The organism is Vibrio salilacus (assembly GCF_002811245.1).
Lineage (GTDB): Bacteria > Pseudomonadota > Gammaproteobacteria > Enterobacterales > Vibrionaceae > Vibrio > Vibrio salilacus.
Map to the genome: position 1 here is coordinate 20,215 of NZ_NIVQ01000012.1, position 15,804 is coordinate 36,018.

Here is a 15,804-nt window from a genome sequence, read left to right on the forward strand (position 1 = left end):
GCTTCTCTTTTAAAAGCACTTAGACCGCCTGCGCAGTCAGTTGTCGGAGCAGACGATCCATCGCGCGATAACCCAAAGCTTCAGCTAAATGGTGTTTTTCGATATCCGGGCTGTGTTCTAAATCTGCAATCGTACGCGCGACCTTAATAATTCGATGATAAGCGCGCACGGATAACCCTAAACGATGCAAAGCACTTTCAAGAAATTCGGCATCTTGTTTATGCAATGGGCAATAACGTTCAATTTCTCGACTGCCAAGTAACGCGTTAACCTTACTCGCTCGGCTGAGCATTTTTTCACGCGCAACTTGTACCCGCTGGCGGACCACATCCGTTGACTCGCCTCTTTCTCCACCCTCCGCTAAAGTGCCTTTCGGTAGAGCGGGGATTTCTAGTGACATATCAAATCTATCGAGCAAAGGACCGGATAAACGGCCAAGATAGCGCAAGATGGTTTGTGGGTTGACCCGAGATTGATTGCCTTCATAGTAGCCTGTTGGGCTCGGATTAAGCGCCCCGACTAATTGAAAACGTGCAGGGAAGCGAGTTTTGCCCTGTGCACGTGAAATAATGATCTCTCCCGATTCCAGCGGTTCTCGTAACGAGTCGAGCACTTTACGTTCAAATTCTGGCATTTCATCTAAGAACAGTAGGCCGTTATGAGCGAGAGAAATTTCGCCCGGACGCGGAATTGAACCACCACCGACTAACGCCGCCATCGAACTTGAGTGATGCGGGGAACGAAAAGGGCGCGTTTTCCAATTATGAACATTGATCTCTTGCTGAGTTAAAGAAGCGACCGATGCCGTTTCTAACGCCTCTGCATCACTCATCTCAGGCAGCAGATCACACAACCGCGACGCGAGCATGGTCTTGCCAGTGCCAGGTGGTCCTAAGAACAGTAAATTATGATTACCCGCCGCGGCAATCTCGAGTGCTCGCTTGCCCTGCTGTTGGCCAATGATATCTTGCAAGTCGCGCTGCAAACTCACCACTTGGCGTTTATCACTGCTTGCGTGCAAACTCAGTGTCTGTTGCCCACACAGATCGGCGCATACTTCCAATAAACTGTGCGCCGATTTGTGCCAGTCTTTACCCACTAAGGCTGCCTGACCGCTATTTTCCATCGGTACAATTAGACGCCGCTCGACCTGATTGGCAGCCAGTGCTGCTGGTAATACCCCTTTCACGCGACGAATTTCACCAGACAACGCCAGTTCACCAATGAACTCTTGCTGAGTTAACTTGGTCAGCGGGATCTGCTCTGACGCGGCAAGAATACCCAGTGCGATCGGTAAATCAAACCGGCCTCCCTCTTTGGGCAGATCAGCAGGAGCGAGGTTGACGGTGATGCGTTTAGCTGGGAACTCAAAGCGCGAGTTAATGATCGCGCTACGCACCCGGTCACGCGACTCCTTGACCGTGGTTTCCGGTAAGCCAACCAAAGTAAAGCCCGGCATACCATTGCTGATGTGAACCTCCACAGTGACCTCGGGCGCTTCAACACCAACGCATGCCCGACTGTGAATCACCGCTAATCCCATAATAAATCCGTCTTTTGTCTGTCCATTATTTATCCCCTTGATAGTTCGTTTATTTTGTTATCAAGCTTGTTATATAGCGTGGTCAGATGCTTATATAATGTGAAAAAAGAATGACTTTTTGCTTGTCATTTAACGGATTTGTGTGATACCACTAGAGACGCAAACAATTTCGTGCCTTTATTAGGCAAACACAACATAAGAAATAACAATGAATATCAACGCCCGCTTTAACGCACAGATCCTCCTGATTATCGTGGTCATTATTGGCACCGCGCGGGGTCTAGTGGGCATAAGATAACCACAGAATAGAAAAAACCCCCGCACTGAAAAGTCCGGGGGTTTTTTTACAATTAGTTCGCTGAAAAATTAGGCTGACATCAATAAACTAAGCTCAAGAACACCAAGAGCATGCAGGAATATGGGAGCGCACATGACGTGCAAAACGAGACAAGATCAAGATAAGGACGACCAAGGAGGTGCACAATGACGGGAGCCCAGTTAGTCGTAGCAGCCCTTCAGCGACAAGGTATTAAGACCATTTTCGGTTACCCTGGTGGGGCAATCATGCCGATCTATGATGCCCTCTACGACGGTGGTGTTGAGCATATCCTCTGCCGCCATGAGCAAGGCGCTGCCATGGCCGCCATCGGCATGGCGCGCGCAACCCAAGATGTCGCCGTGTGCATGGCCACCTCAGGCCCTGGAGCCACCAACCTAGTCACTGGTCTCGCCGATGCTTTTATGGATTCGGTTCCTTTAGTCGCGATCACCGGTCAGGTTGCTAGCTCACACATCGGTACCGACGCCTTTCAAGAGATGGATGTGATCGGGATGTCACTCTCTTGTACTAAACATAGCTATCTTGTCACTGATATCAATGAACTGGCGCCAACCTTGGCCGAAGCCTTCGAAGTGGCAAAAGCGGGCCGACCTGGTCCTGTGATTGTTGATATCGCCAAAGATGTTCAGCTCGGCCAAGCTCCAACCACGATACTGCCACCGTTTACGCCGCCAGCCATACCAGTTGCGAGCCAAGAAGCGATTGCCGCTGCGCAGCAACTCCTGTCTGAAAGCTCTCGTCCTGTTCTTTATGTCGGTGGTGGAGTGCAATTAGGCCATGCCACGGATTCCGTTCGTGAATTTCTGCGCTTAAATCCAATGCCTTCTGTCAGCACCTTAAAAGGTTTAGGCACGATTGAACGCCACGACCCACACTATCTGGGTATGCTCGGAATGCACGGCACCAAAGCCGCAAACTTAGTCGTACAAGAGTGTGACCTGTTGATCGCTGTTGGTGCTCGCTTTGATGACCGAGTGACGGGCAAGTTAGATACCTTTGCGGCCAACGCCAAAGTCATCCACATCGACATCGATGCGGCAGAGATCCATAAACTGCGTCAGGCCAACGCGCCTGTACGAGGCGAGATCCCAACAATATTGCCGCAACTTGAACTCTCTCAAGACATTAACCCTTGGCTCAAACACAGTGAAAGCCTTCGCAGCGGCTTTAAGTGGCGCTATGACCATCCTGGCGAGTTAATTTACGCACCTGGGCTACTTAATCAACTCTCTGATATGATGCCAGATAGCTCAATCGTATCGACTGACGTCGGTCAGCATCAAATGTGGGCCGCGCAGCATATTCAGCCGCGCCAGCCACAAAATTTCATCACCTCTGCAGGACTTGGCACGATGGGTTTTGGCCTACCTGCCGCGATGGGCGCTGCGGTTGCTCGTCCAGATGACCAGTCAATACTCATCACGGGTGATGGTTCGATTATGATGAATATTCAAGAGCTAGGCACACTTAAGCGTCGCCAAATTCCAGTCAAGATCGTTTTACTCAATAACCAACGTCTTGGCATGGTGCGCCAATGGCAATCGCTGTTCTTTGATGGCCGCCACAGTGAAACCATCCTTGATGACAATCCTGACTTTGTCATGCTAGCAAAAGCCTTTGATATTCCTGGTAAAACCATCACCAAAAAAGCTGAGGTTGAGCCTGCTCTTAAAGAGATGCTAGCAAGTAACACTGCATACTTACTTCATGTTTTAATCGATGAAGAAGAAAACGTATGGCCGCTTGTACCACCCGGAGCATCAAACACCGACATGCTGGAGAACACATAACATGCAAAGATATCTCATCGACATTAAAGCTGACGATAAACCAGTACTGTTAGAACGTGTTCTGCGTGTGGTACGCCACCGAGGTTTTGTCGTTAAACAAGTAGCTGGCACACAAAATCACGCCAGCAAAATCGCCAGCGTTGAAATCATCGTCGACAGTGATCGCCCAATCTCATTTCTCACTAACCAAATCGAAAAGCTTTGGGATGTGCGCTCGGTTGAAGTCACTAAAATTGCGAATGACGAACTACCAAATAACAATTTACAACAACAAATTTGTGCATAAGGAAAGCAATAATGGCTACAAAAACAGCAGACTACATTTGGTTTAACGGTGAAATGCTTCCTTGGGCAGAAGCCAATGTCCATGTATTGACCCATGCGATGCACTACGGCACATCTGTGTTTGAAGGCGTTCGCTGCTACAACACACCAAAGGGGCCTATTGTCTTCCGTCATTTAGATCACGCTAAACGTTTAAAAGATTCTGCAAAAATTTATCGCTTCCCGATTCCTTATACTGTCGAAGAGATCATGGAAGCAACGCGCGAAACATTGCGCCAAAATAAACTCGATAGTGCTTACATTCGTCCGCTCGGTTTTGTTGGTAATGTCGGTTTAGGAGTTTGTCCTCCAGTAGGCACGGAGATGGATCTGATCATTGCTGCTTTCCCATGGGGTTCTTATCTCGGCGAGGAGGCTCTAGAGAAAGGCGTAGACGCGATGATTTCCAGTTGGAATCGCGCCGCACCTAATACGATTCCAACCGCAGCCAAAGCGGGCGGGAACTACCTATCTTCGCTGCTAGTCGGTGGTGAAGCGCGTCGTCATGGCTATGACGAAGGTATTGCTCTTAGTGTTGATGGTTACTTATCCGAAGGTGCTGGGGAAAATATCTTTGTGATTAAAGATGGCGTGATCATGACCCCACCAGCGACTAGCGCTATTTTGCCTGGTATTACCCGCGATTCGATCATGACCATTGCGCGTGACAAAGGCTACGAAGTGCGCGAAACCAACATTGCTCGCGAAGCACTCTACCTCGCCGATGAAGTCTTTATGACGGGGACTGCAGCAGAGGTCGTTCCTGTTGCCAATATCGATAAAATTGAAGTCGGTTGTGGTAAACGTGGCCCTATCACCAAAGACCTCCAAGACGCTTACTTCGGCCTATTTAATGGCACGACCGAAGATAAATGGGGTTGGTTAGATTACGTTTACCCTCAAGACGCTAAAAAAGCTTAAGCACCGGCAGATAAGGAAGTAACACAATGCCTAAATACAGATCAACAACCACAACTCACGGACGCAACATGGCTGGTGCGCGTGCCCTTTGGCGCGCCACTGGCGTGAAAGACGAAGATTTCGGTAAGCCAATTATCGCCGTGGTGAACTCATTCACCCAGTTTGTCCCAGGCCACGTTCACCTTAAAGATATGGGCCAACTGGTTGCTAGAGAAATAGAAAAAGCGGGCGGCATCGCTAAAGAGTTCAATACCATCGCGGTTGACGATGGTATTGCAATGGGTCATGGCGGAATGCTTTACTCACTGCCTTCACGTGAGTTGATTGCCGACTCCGTCGAGTACATGGTTAACGCCCACTGTGCTGATGCCATGGTATGTATATCTAACTGTGACAAAATCACTCCGGGCATGATGATGGCCGCTATGCGCCTCAACATCCCCGTTATTTTCGTTTCAGGCGGGCCAATGGAAGCCGGTAAAACCAAACTTTCCGATCAAATCATCAAACTCGACTTGGTCGATGCGATGATTCAAGGTGCCGACCCGAAAGTCTCTGACGAACAGAGCGAGCAAATCGAACGTTCTGCTTGCCCAACGTGTGGCTCATGTTCAGGCATGTTTACCGCTAACTCAATGAACTGTCTTACCGAAGCGCTTGGCCTGTCTCAACCTGGTAATGGCTCAATGCTGGCAACGCACGCCGATCGCGAGCAACTGTTCATTAATGCCGGTAAACGCGTGGTAGAACTCACCAAACGTTACTACGAGCAAGACGACGAATCCGCACTGCCACGCAACATCGCCAACCGTCCGGCATTTGAAAACGCCATGGCACTTGATATCGCGATGGGAGGCTCAAGTAATACGGTTCTTCACCTACTTGCCGCGGCGCAAGAAGGGGATATCGATTTTGATATGACCGACATCGATGCCATGTCTCGTCGCGTGCCACACTTATGTAAAGTGGCACCATCAACTCAGAAATATCATATGGAAGATGTCCACCGCGCGGGTGGTGTCATGGCTATTCTTGGCGAACTTGACCGCGCCGGCCTGATCAACAGCGACACCAGTACCGTGCTAGGGATGTCGATGAAACAGCAGCTTGCTCAGTACGACATCATGCAAACGGAAGATCAAGATGTACTCAAGTTCTTCCGCGCCGGTCCGGCCGGTATTCGCACTACCAAGGCGTTCTCACAAGATTGTCGTTGGGATCGCCTTGATGACGACCGCGTAGGCGGCTGTATTCGTACCAAAGAAAATGCCTTTAGCCAAGAAGGTGGTCTCGCGGTACTGTCTGGCAACATTGCCGTTGATGGCTGTATCGTTAAGACCGCTGGCGTTGATGAAGAAAACCTGAAATTTCAAGGTCCCGCGATTGTCTTTGAAAGCCAAGATACCGCGGTTGAGGGCATTTTAGGTGGCAAAGTCAAAGCCGGTGAAGTGGTGGTCATTCGCTATGAAGGCCCGAAAGGTGGTCCGGGTATGCAAGAGATGCTTTACCCAACCACTTATCTAAAATCGATGGGGCTAGGTAAATCTTGTGCTCTACTAACCGACGGGCGCTTCTCTGGCGGCACATCTGGCCTGTCGATTGGTCATGCATCACCAGAAGCTGCAAGTGGCGGCACGATTGGCCTAGTTCAAGATGGCGATATCATTACGATTGATATTCCAAACCGTTCTATCACTTTAGATGTGCCAGCAGAGGAACTGACGGCTCGCCGTGCAAAACAAGATCAACTCGGCTGGAAACCTGTTGATCGCCAACGTGAAGTCTCTTTGGCATTAAAAGCGTACGCAAGCATGGCGACCAGTGCCGATAAAGGCGCAGTGCGAGACAAATCTAAGCTAGAGGACTAGCTTATGACTGACTCTTTATCCTCTGGGAAAGCAAAACAGACTGGCGCAGACTATCTGCGCCAGATCTTACGCGCTCCCGTTTATGAAGTCGCCACCGTCACGCCACTGCAAGAGATGCCGCGCTTGACTGCACGTATTGGCAACCAAGTGCAAATTAAACGAGAAGACCGTCAGCCGGTACACTCGTTTAAACTGCGCGGCGCTTACAATATGGTCGCTAGCCTGAACGAAGAACAAAAAGCGGCAGGCGTCATCGCCGCATCGGCCGGTAATCATGCGCAAGGACTGGCGCTATCGGGCACCAAGCTTGGCATCAAAACCACCATTGTGATGCCTAAGATTACCCCTGATATTAAAGTCGATGCCGTGCGTAGCTTTGGTGGTAACGTTGTGCTTCATGGCAATAACTTTGATGAAGCTAAAACCGAAGCAGAACGTCTGTCAGCAGAGTACGGCTACACCTTTGTGCCTCCTTTTGATCACCCATTGGTGATTGCAGGTCAAGGCACGATAGGCATGGAGATGCTGCAACAAAACGGCCACCTTGATTATATCTTTGTGCCCGTTGGTGGTGGTGGCCTCGCCGCTGGCGTCGCTGTGTTAGTCAAACAACTGATGCCAGAAATCAAAGTGATTGCAGTTGAGCCCGAAGACTCTGCGTGTCTTAAGGCGGCGCTTGATGCTGGTGAACCCGTGGTATTAGATCAGGTCAGTATGTTTGCCGACGGAGTCGCGGTCAAACGCATCGGTGAAGAAACCTTCCGCCTATGCCACAAATATATTGATGGCCATATCAGTGTCTCAAGTGATGAGATTTGCGCAGCGGTGAAAGATATTTTCGAAGATACCCGCGCTATCGCTGAACCTTCTGGTGCATTGGCGTTAGCCGGTCTGAAAAAATATGTAGAGCAACATCAGCTTAAGAGCAAAAATCTCGGAACCGTACTGTCAGGGGCCAATACCAACTTCCACGGCTTGCGTTATGTGTCAGAGCGATGCGAGTTAGGAGAAAAACGCGAAGGTCTACTAGCGGTCACGATTCCTGAACGTCAAGGCGCATTTTTTGAGTTCTGTCACCTGATTGGTGGCCGTGCCGTCACCGAGTTTAACTACCGTTACAACGACGATGCACTCGCCAATATTTTTGTTGGTGTACGCCTGCAAGGCGGTCAGGATGAGCTGGAACATATCATTCATGATTTGCGTGAAGGCGGTTATCCGGTGGTTGACCTCTCTGATGATGAGATGGCCAAGCTGCACGTCCGCTATATGATTGGCGGTAAACCATCAAAGACATTGAAGGAACGTTTATACAGCTTTGAGTTTCCAGAATACCCTGGCGCACTGCTGAAGTTTCTCAGCACCCTCGGTACCCATTGGAACATTAGCCTATTCAACTACCGCAACCATGGCGCTGACTATGGGCGAGTATTGTGTGGTTTTGAGCTTGATGAAAGCGATCTCAAGCGCTTCTCAGAGCACTTGCGCGAACTGAATTATCGCTGTAAAGACGAGACCGATAATCCATCGTATAAATTTTTCCTCTCCTAACCCAACCAAGCCAGTCCTTCCGACTGGCTTGGCTTTTTCTTCTTTCGCCCAGTCGATGTAATGCGTGATACGCATAGATATAATGCTAAAGTTTCATTTTATTCATAATAGAATTGAGTCTACACTCAATTCTATTTTTAAAATTGCTGGCCTATTGTGGAGACCACTATGTTTAACGCACTGATTCTAAACCAAGAAGAAAAACGGACACTCGCTTCTGTTGAGCTAATTGATGAAGCACAACTGCCTGAAGGCGACGTATTGATTGATGTCGATTATTCATCACTCAACTACAAAGATGGCCTTGCGATTACAGGCAAAGGCAAGATCATCCGTAACTTTCCGATGGTACCGGGCATTGACTTAGCAGGCACAGTGGTTAGCTCTCAAGACGAGCGTTACCAAGCGGGCGATAAAGTTGTCCTAACAGGCTGGGGCGTGGGTGAAAATCATTGGGGCGGCATGGCGCAACGTGCATGCCTCAAAGCAGACTGGCTAGTACCGCTGCCAGCAGGCTTAGACAGTAAAAAAGCCATGATGGTTGGTACGGCTGGCTTTACTGGTATGTTGTGTGTGCAAGCACTGCTTGATGCAGGCGTGAAACCTGAAGATGGTGAAGTACTCGTCACAGGCGCAAGTGGTGGTGTTGGCTCTGTCGCCGTAACCCTGCTTGCCCAGCTTGGCTATAAAGTGGCCGCGGTGACGGGTCGCGCAGAGCAAAATGGTCCGCTGTTAGAAAAACTCGGCGCAAGTCGCATCATCGAGCGAGCTGAATTTGAACAACCGGCTCGTCCGCTAGAAAAACAGATCTGGGCTGGCGCCGTTGATACTGTCGGCAGTAAAGTACTGGCGAAGGTCTTATCACAAATGGACTATAACGGTGCTGTCGCGGCATGTGGTCTGGCGGGTGGTTTTGATTTGCCAACCACGGTAATGCCGTTCATCTTACGTAATGTTCGCCTGCAAGGGGTTGACTCTGTCTCGTGCCCAACCGAAAAACGCATCGCAGCGTGGCAGAAACTGGTTGAATTGCTTCCTGATAGCTACTTCGAACAAGCGTGTACTGAAATCGAACTGGCAGAAGCACCAAAATACGCCGAAGACATTACCAATGGTCAAGTGACGGGTCGCGTGGTGATTAAACTTTAAGCGCAGTAACGAACCACAGCCATTAGCATAGAATTAAAAACGAACACGTCGGTAACCTCTATCTATAACTAGAGATTACCGATATTTCGTGGCTACTCTTTACCCCGTGACCTTATTGGCTTTTTTCAGATTAAGCCAATATCTTCAATCCGTTTCGCGATCAAACGACCACACTCTTCTTTCACAATCGCCCTTAACCACTCCTGAGCCGGAGAGTGCTCACAACGTGGGTGCCAGATCACCGAATAGTCAAACGGTGTGAATTGAAACGGCAGTGGTTTAATCACTAAATCGTGACGCTCAGCAACCAAGTAGGCCAAGTCAGCTGGCACGGTGATGATCAGCGGCATAGTATCGACAATCGCTAATGCAGCCTCAAGATGATAAGCGCGCAATACCATACGTTGTTTGGGCTTTTCCACTAGCGCCTGCTCAAGCAATGCTTTCACCCCATCACTGATGGCAATCATCGCATGAGGGTAAGTTAAATAATCATCTAAACACATGTCGACATCCGCTAACGGATGCTGCCTAGACACTAAACACAACACACTCACTCGGCCCAACACTTCACTACGCAGCGGTGTGACGGGTCCAATGGGGCGACAAATGGCTAAATCGGCGCCCTCGGCCGTCAATTGATCAGCTAACCTGTCATGCTGCAAAGGTAAGAAGTTAAACGACACATTCGGTGCTTCTTGATAAATGCGCGGCAAGGCAAATGGTAAAATGGTCTGCATCGCATAATCGGTGGTCGCAATGGTAAAGGTTTGCTCACAACTGCGGGGCTCAAACTCGACCGGTGAAAGCAGGATACGCAGAGATTCAAGCGGTTCACCGAGTAAGCGATCCATTTCTCGCGCTTTTTCAGTCGCAATCAAGTGTTGACCTTGGCGGGTAAATAAGGGGTCATCGAGCATGTCTCGTAAACGACCAAGCACCCTACTCATTGCTGACTGACTCAGATTAAGACGTTGAGCCGCCTTGCTAACGCTGCACTCTTCAATCAACACACGCAATGCAATTAACAAATTGAGATCGCGACGATAAATATCTTCTAGTTCCACGTTTAACCACGACATTGACAAGGTATCTATTGATTGTACCTTTTTCAGGCAAAAAAAATCCCGCTTTTCAGCGGGGAAGCCCAAGAAAACTGGGGATAGTGTCGGAATGTAGTTGATCGTAGTGATTAAAAAAAGTAACAGCTGGAAGGCCTGTTAGCCGTTTCCTTGCTCTTCAGATGCACTCGGCCAGCGATGCATCTCAAGCCAAATTCCAACTATTGTTGCACCCATACCAAGCAATGGCATAAATGACGACGATTCTGCTGGGGAACGTAACACCAGAGCACAGAAAGAAATAAAACACAGTACTGAGTAGATAGTTAAACGATCTAACGCTGTCATAAGATTCCGCTCCCCGAACTAAATGTTACTAACTTGTTAAATAAGTTAAAGCAAAATGTTCACTTTGCCAAGGGGTTATTGAATATTTTTTCCTCACTAGTATTATCTAAGCCAAATTGAGTAACCAAAGACACGACCATGACATTCAATCCACAGCAGGCAAATCAAACTCTAGAGGCAGAAGGACTCCGTTGCCCAGAGCCAGTAATGATGGTCAGGAAGACAATTCGCAACATGCAGCAAGGTGAGGTTTTACTGGTGAAAGCCGATGATCCGTCAACGACTCGTGATATTCCTAGTTTTTGTCGTTTTATGGATCACCAATTGATTGGTTCGCAAACCGATCAGTTGCCGTACCTATATTTAATCAAGAAAGGGGTGGTGTAACACTGCCTAGATTGGAAACAAAACGGCTGCCTAATGGGCAGCCGTTATTTTATTCGTCGTATTCGATGGTATGCACTTTCGACTGAAGTTTCTGGATTTGCTTTCTCATTGACTGCATCTCTTCATGCATTGGGATGATATGTGCAACGCGAATCCACGACTCAACCATCAATCCAGTCAAAATAAATGCCCCTGCGACAATTGGCAGCCACATATCGGTTAACACCATCGCCAATAAGCACAACGCTAAACCAAAGGTGAATAAGTAACTCTGACTGCGCGCCGTCATTCCGATGTAACGTGTAAGCATGATTTTGCCCTCTCGCTATCATTTACACCATTAAATTAGCATGACATGCGTAACACGAATAGATCATTGATCACGTCTCGATACGAATCTTAGTTCAAGTCTCAGCGCGCAATTTACTAGTCATAATTGAAGAGTAAACGGATTATAGTCACTCAGAACATCGCCGCGCCAATCGCTAGAATAACAAATAATAAAGCCGTCACTTTGCGAATCAAATTCAAGGGCATTTTATCTGCTGACAGTTTACCAATTAATACCACAGGAACATTGGCAAGCAACATACCTATGGTTGTACCCAACACCACCAGCATCAGCGCATCGGCATATTGAGCTCCAAGAATTGATGTGGCTATTTGAGTTTTATCGCCGATTTCAGCCACAAAAAAGGCAATAAAACTGGCGATAAAAGGGCCTCGTGTGGAGACTTGTTCATCATCATCCAATTTGTCCGGAATCAGCACCCAAACGGCCATAGCAATAAAGCTGACCACCAGCACCCACTTAAGCACTAAAGGAGAGAGGTAATCGGCAACCACGACCCCTAACCAAGCAGCTAAGGCATGATTGACCATCGTTGCTAAAAAAATAGCGGCAATGATAGGGATAGGTTTACGGTATCGGCTCGCTAACAATAGCGACAACAATTGAGTTTTATCACCAATTTCCGCCAGTGCGACGGTAGTGATTGAGATAGCTAAAACGCTCACGACATGCTCTTATGAGGCAGGGATAATGATTTTAACCAAAGACAAACCTCACGCCCCGCCTCGGTTCGTGATGATTTGTCTAAGGTCTTGCTAAACAAAGTGGCCGTTTTTGTTGTGTTATGGCCAAACCTTTGTCTCGAACGCCATGATGATTTTGCATCAATTATGTTGACGAACGAACTTAATATATCGGTGTTGATAATTAGGTAAGCTACTCCCCAAAGACGCGGGAATTCTATCCGTCTCTGGCTGCTACCTCAAGCCCTAAAGTGCAAATTTACTCCCTTTTAAGAAAGTGTGCTTATCTAGGCTAGTATATTTCCATTAAAGGATATTTTTGCTTAGCAATTAATCAAGATTAGCCCTACTCCCAGGCCTAATATCTGGGTATACTTGATTGCTATCTTCCTCTGTTTCAGACAGACTTTTTACTCAAAGAATTGCGCGAATTACTATGCAAAAATACGATATCAAAACCTTCCAGGGAATGATCCTCGCGCTGCAGGATTATTGGGCACAAAACGGTTGTACTATTGTTCAACCTTTAGATATGGAAGTAGGTGCGGGCACCTCCCACCCAATGACATGTCTACGTGCACTTGGCCCTGAGCCAATGTCAACCGCTTATGTACAACCTTCACGTCGCCCAACCGATGGCCGTTACGGCGAAAACCCTAACCGTCTTCAGCACTATTATCAATTCCAAGTAGCGCTAAAACCATCGCCAGACAATATCCAAGAATTGTACTTAGGTTCCCTTGAAGTGCTTGGTGTCGATCCGCTGGTTCACGACATCCGTTTCGTTGAAGATAACTGGGAAAACCCGACTCTTGGCGCATGGGGGCTTGGCTGGGAAGTGTGGCTTAACGGTATGGAAGTGACTCAATTTACGTACTTCCAGCAAGTGGGCGGCCTTGAATGCAAACCCGTTACCGGTGAAATAACGTACGGCATCGAGCGTCTAGCGATGTACATTCAAGAAGTTGATTCGGTTTACGACCTAGTATGGAACGTCGCACCTGACGGTTCTAACGTCACTTACGGTGATATCTTCCACCAGAACGAAGTTGAGCAATCTACCTACAACTTCGAACACGCCGATGTTGATTTCCTATTCACTTTCTTCGACCAGTGTGAAAAAGAGTGTCAAGCCTTACTAGATCTAGAGAAGCCGCTGCCGCTTCCTGCTTATGAACGCATTTTAAAAGCAGGCCACGCATTCAACATTCTTGATGCTCGTAAAGCGATCTCGGTGACCGAGCGGCAACGTTACATCCTTCGTATCCGCAACCTAACCAAGGCGGTAGCAGAAGCATACTACGCGTCACGTGAAGCGCTTGGCTTCCCTATGTGTCGTTCTGTAGAAAACAAAGCGAACGAGGAGAAGTAATCATGGCAAAAGAATTTTTAATTGAACTGGGTACCGAAGAGCTACCACCAACGCAACTTCGTACACTAGCAGAAGCATTTGCTGCCAACTTCGAAGCGGAGCTTAAAGAAGCCAATCTCGCTCATGAAGGCGTGAAGTGGTACGCAGCCCCTCGCCGCCTTGCACTACGTGTCGCGGCGCTAGCTGAAGGCCAAGCAGACAAAGTAGTAGAAAAACGTGGCCCTGCCATTGCGGTTGCCTTCGACGCTGAAGGTAATGCGACCAAAGCCGCGCAAGGTTGGGCTCGTGGTAACGGCATCACCGTTGACCAAGCAGAGCGTCTAACAACAGACAAAGGCGAATGGCTCCTTTTCAAACAAGAAGTCAAAGGCCAAGCAACGTCTGAGATCGTGGTTGAGCTGGCCGCAAAAGCACTGGCTAACCTACCGATCGCAAAACCAATGCGTTGGGGCAACAAAACCACCCAATTTATCCGCCCAGTGAAAACCCTGACGATGCTAATGGGCAGCGACCTTATCGAAGGTGAAATTCTCGGCGTCGCATCAAGCCGCACTATTCGTGGCCACCGTTTCATGGGTGAGCAAGAGTTCACTATCGACTCTGCTGAGCAATACCCTGCGATTCTAGCAGAGCGCGGTAAAGTGATGGCTGATTACCAAGCACGTAAAGCGATCATCCTTGCTGACGCCCAAAAAGCAGCTGCAGCGGTTGGCGGTGTTGCTGATCTTGAAGATGACCTCGTTGAAGAAGTGACTTCTTTGGTTGAATGGCCTGTCGTTCTTACGGCTAAGTTCGAAGAAGAGTTCCTAAAAGTGCCTTCGGAAGCCTTGGTTTACACCATGAAAGGTGACCAGAAGTACTTCCCCGTCTACTCATACGGAGAAGGCGATGACAACAAGAAGCTACTACCTAACTTCATCTTCGTTTCAAACATCGAATCTAAAGAGCCTCGCTACGTTATCGAAGGTAACGAAAAGGTAGTACGCCCACGTCTAGCCGATGCTGAGTTCTTCTTTAACACTGACCGTAAGCGCCCGCTAATCGACCGTCTGCCTGAACTAGATCAAGCCATTTTCCAAAAACAGCTTGGGACAATCAAAGACAAGACTGATCGTATTACTGAGCTGGCTGGCTACATCGCTGAACAAATCGATGCTGACGTAGAGAAATCGAAACGTGCAGGTTTGCTCGCGAAATGTGACCTAATGACCTCGATGGTATTCGAATTTACCGATACTCAAGGTGTGATGGGCATGCACTACGCAACCCATGACGGTGAAGACGAGCAAGTTGCGCTGGCGCTATACGAGCAATACATGCCGCGTTTCGCTGGCGACGACCTGCCAAGCACAGGCATCTCTTCTGCCGTAGCCATGGCGGATAAGCTAGACACAATCGTCGGTATCTTTGGTATTGGCCAAGCCCCTAAGGGTTCTGACCCATTTGCCCTACGTCGCGCGTCACTCGGTGTGCTGCGCATCATCGTTGAAAATGGCTACAACCTTGACCTAACCGACTTAATCGGTAAAGCGAAAGCACTACTGGGTGATAAGCTAACCAATGACAACGTAGAAGCTGACGTTATCGACTTTATGCTTGGCCGTTTCCGCGCATGGTATCAAGATGCTGGTTTCAGCGTTGATGTCATCCAAGCAGTACTGGCACGCCGTCCAACCAAACCAGCTGACTTTGACCAACGTGTTAAAGCTGTTTCTCACTTCCGTGAACTGGACGCTGCAGAAGCGCTCGCAGCGGCAAACAAGCGTGTGGGTAACATTCTGGCCAAATTTGACGGTGAGCTAGCAGCTGAAATCGATCTTGCATTGCTACAAGAAGACGCTGAGAAAATACTCGCTGAAAACGTTGAAGTGATGACTGAAGCGCTAGAGCCCGCCTTTGCAACAGGCAACTACCAGCAAGCGCTAAGCCAACTGGCTGAGCTACGTGAGCCTGTCGATGCCTTCTTCGATAACGTGATGGTAATGGCCGATGACGAAGCGCTGAAGAATAACCGCCTAATACTATTGAACAACCTGCGTAATCTGTTCCTGCAGATTGCGGATATTTCACTATTGCAAAAATAACCCGCGGTAATAGCCGCTCTTTAGTATAAAG

Annotated in this window: 14 protein-coding genes; 9 read left to right on the forward strand and 5 right to left on the reverse strand. The window is 48.5% G+C overall.

All coding sequences use genetic code 11. The features are described 5' to 3' along the window. Positions 1-19: 19 nt before the first annotated feature. Positions 20-1,543 carry a YifB family Mg chelatase-like AAA ATPase gene (locus tag CDZ87_RS10030; protein ID WP_100753425.1) on the reverse strand — a complete coding sequence of 508 codons (1,524 nt, stop codon included), beginning with the start codon at positions 1,541-1,543 and terminating at the stop codon, positions 20-22. Between the two features lie 483 nt (positions 1,544-2,026). Between CDZ87_RS10030 and ilvG the strand changes: the two genes are divergently transcribed. From ilvG to acuI, 6 genes are all read left to right on the forward strand, one after another. Then, positions 2,027-3,673, forward strand: a complete 1,647-nt coding sequence (gene ilvG / locus CDZ87_RS10035; RefSeq protein WP_100753426.1) for an acetolactate synthase 2 catalytic subunit — start codon at positions 2,027-2,029, stop codon at positions 3,671-3,673. A gap of 1 nt (position 3,674) precedes the next feature. Next, the gene (gene ilvM / locus CDZ87_RS10040) at positions 3,675-3,959 is read left to right on the forward strand and encodes an acetolactate synthase 2 small subunit (protein ID WP_100753427.1); all 285 of its coding nucleotides are present in this window, start codon (positions 3,675-3,677) and stop codon (positions 3,957-3,959) included. Between the two features lie 11 nt (positions 3,960-3,970). Continuing rightward, positions 3,971-4,918, forward strand: a complete 948-nt coding sequence (gene ilvE, locus CDZ87_RS10045; protein WP_100753428.1) for a branched-chain-amino-acid transaminase — start codon at positions 3,971-3,973, stop codon at positions 4,916-4,918. 26 nt (positions 4,919-4,944) lie between these two features. Further along, the gene (gene ilvD, locus CDZ87_RS10050) at positions 4,945-6,786 is read left to right on the forward strand and encodes a dihydroxy-acid dehydratase (protein ID WP_100753429.1); all 1,842 of its coding nucleotides are present in this window, start codon (positions 4,945-4,947) and stop codon (positions 6,784-6,786) included. A gap of 3 nt (positions 6,787-6,789) precedes the next feature. After that, a complete protein-coding gene (ilvA, locus tag CDZ87_RS10055) occupies positions 6,790-8,337 on the forward strand; it encodes a threonine ammonia-lyase, biosynthetic (RefSeq protein ID WP_100753430.1) in 1,548 nt (515 codons plus the stop codon). A gap of 168 nt (positions 8,338-8,505) precedes the next feature. Then, positions 8,506-9,486 (forward strand): acrylyl-CoA reductase (NADPH), encoded by a 981-nt coding sequence (acuI, locus tag CDZ87_RS10060; protein WP_100753431.1) that lies wholly within the window; start codon positions 8,506-8,508, stop codon positions 9,484-9,486. Between the two features lie 125 nt (positions 9,487-9,611). On the opposite strand, the gene CDZ87_RS10065 is transcribed toward acuI, so the two are convergent. Together CDZ87_RS10065 and CDZ87_RS10070 are read right to left on the reverse strand one after the other, a co-directional pair. Further along, positions 9,612-10,553 carry a LysR family transcriptional regulator gene (locus tag CDZ87_RS10065; RefSeq protein WP_172953577.1) on the reverse strand — a complete coding sequence of 314 codons (942 nt, stop codon included), beginning with the start codon at positions 10,551-10,553 and terminating at the stop codon, positions 9,612-9,614. A 153-nt stretch (positions 10,554-10,706) separates the two neighbouring features. Beyond that, entirely contained in the window at positions 10,707-10,895 is a 189-nt protein-coding gene (locus CDZ87_RS10070) for a hypothetical protein (protein ID WP_100753433.1), read from the reverse strand. A 138-nt stretch (positions 10,896-11,033) separates the two neighbouring features. Between CDZ87_RS10070 and tusA the strand changes: the two genes are divergently transcribed. Beyond that, positions 11,034-11,282, forward strand: coding sequence for a sulfurtransferase TusA (gene tusA, locus CDZ87_RS10075; protein ID WP_038175819.1), 249 nt, complete (start codon positions 11,034-11,036; stop codon positions 11,280-11,282). 49 nt (positions 11,283-11,331) lie between these two features. Here tusA and CDZ87_RS10080 read toward each other — a convergent pair whose 3' ends face one another. Continuing rightward, positions 11,332-11,592: a hypothetical protein gene (locus CDZ87_RS10080; RefSeq protein ID WP_100753434.1), complete on the reverse strand. Its 261-nt coding sequence runs from the start codon at positions 11,590-11,592 to the stop codon at positions 11,332-11,334. A gap of 152 nt (positions 11,593-11,744) precedes the next feature. Then, complete coding sequence (locus CDZ87_RS10085) at positions 11,745-12,299, reverse strand: TMEM165/GDT1 family protein (protein ID WP_100753435.1); 555 nt, start codon at positions 12,297-12,299, stop codon at positions 11,745-11,747. A gap of 454 nt (positions 12,300-12,753) precedes the next feature. Here CDZ87_RS10085 and glyQ point away from each other — a divergent pair, with 454 nt between their 5' ends. Together glyQ and glyS are read left to right on the forward strand one after the other, a co-directional pair. Then, the gene (gene glyQ / locus CDZ87_RS10090) at positions 12,754-13,689 is read left to right on the forward strand and encodes a glycine--tRNA ligase subunit alpha (RefSeq protein ID WP_100753436.1); all 936 of its coding nucleotides are present in this window, start codon (positions 12,754-12,756) and stop codon (positions 13,687-13,689) included. Positions 13,690-13,691: 2 nt separating this feature from the next. Then, on the forward strand, positions 13,692-15,773 hold the full coding sequence (glyS, locus tag CDZ87_RS10095; RefSeq protein WP_100753437.1) for a glycine--tRNA ligase subunit beta: 2,082 nt from the start codon (positions 13,692-13,694) through the stop codon (positions 15,771-15,773). The last annotated feature ends 31 nt before the right edge of the window (positions 15,774-15,804 follow it).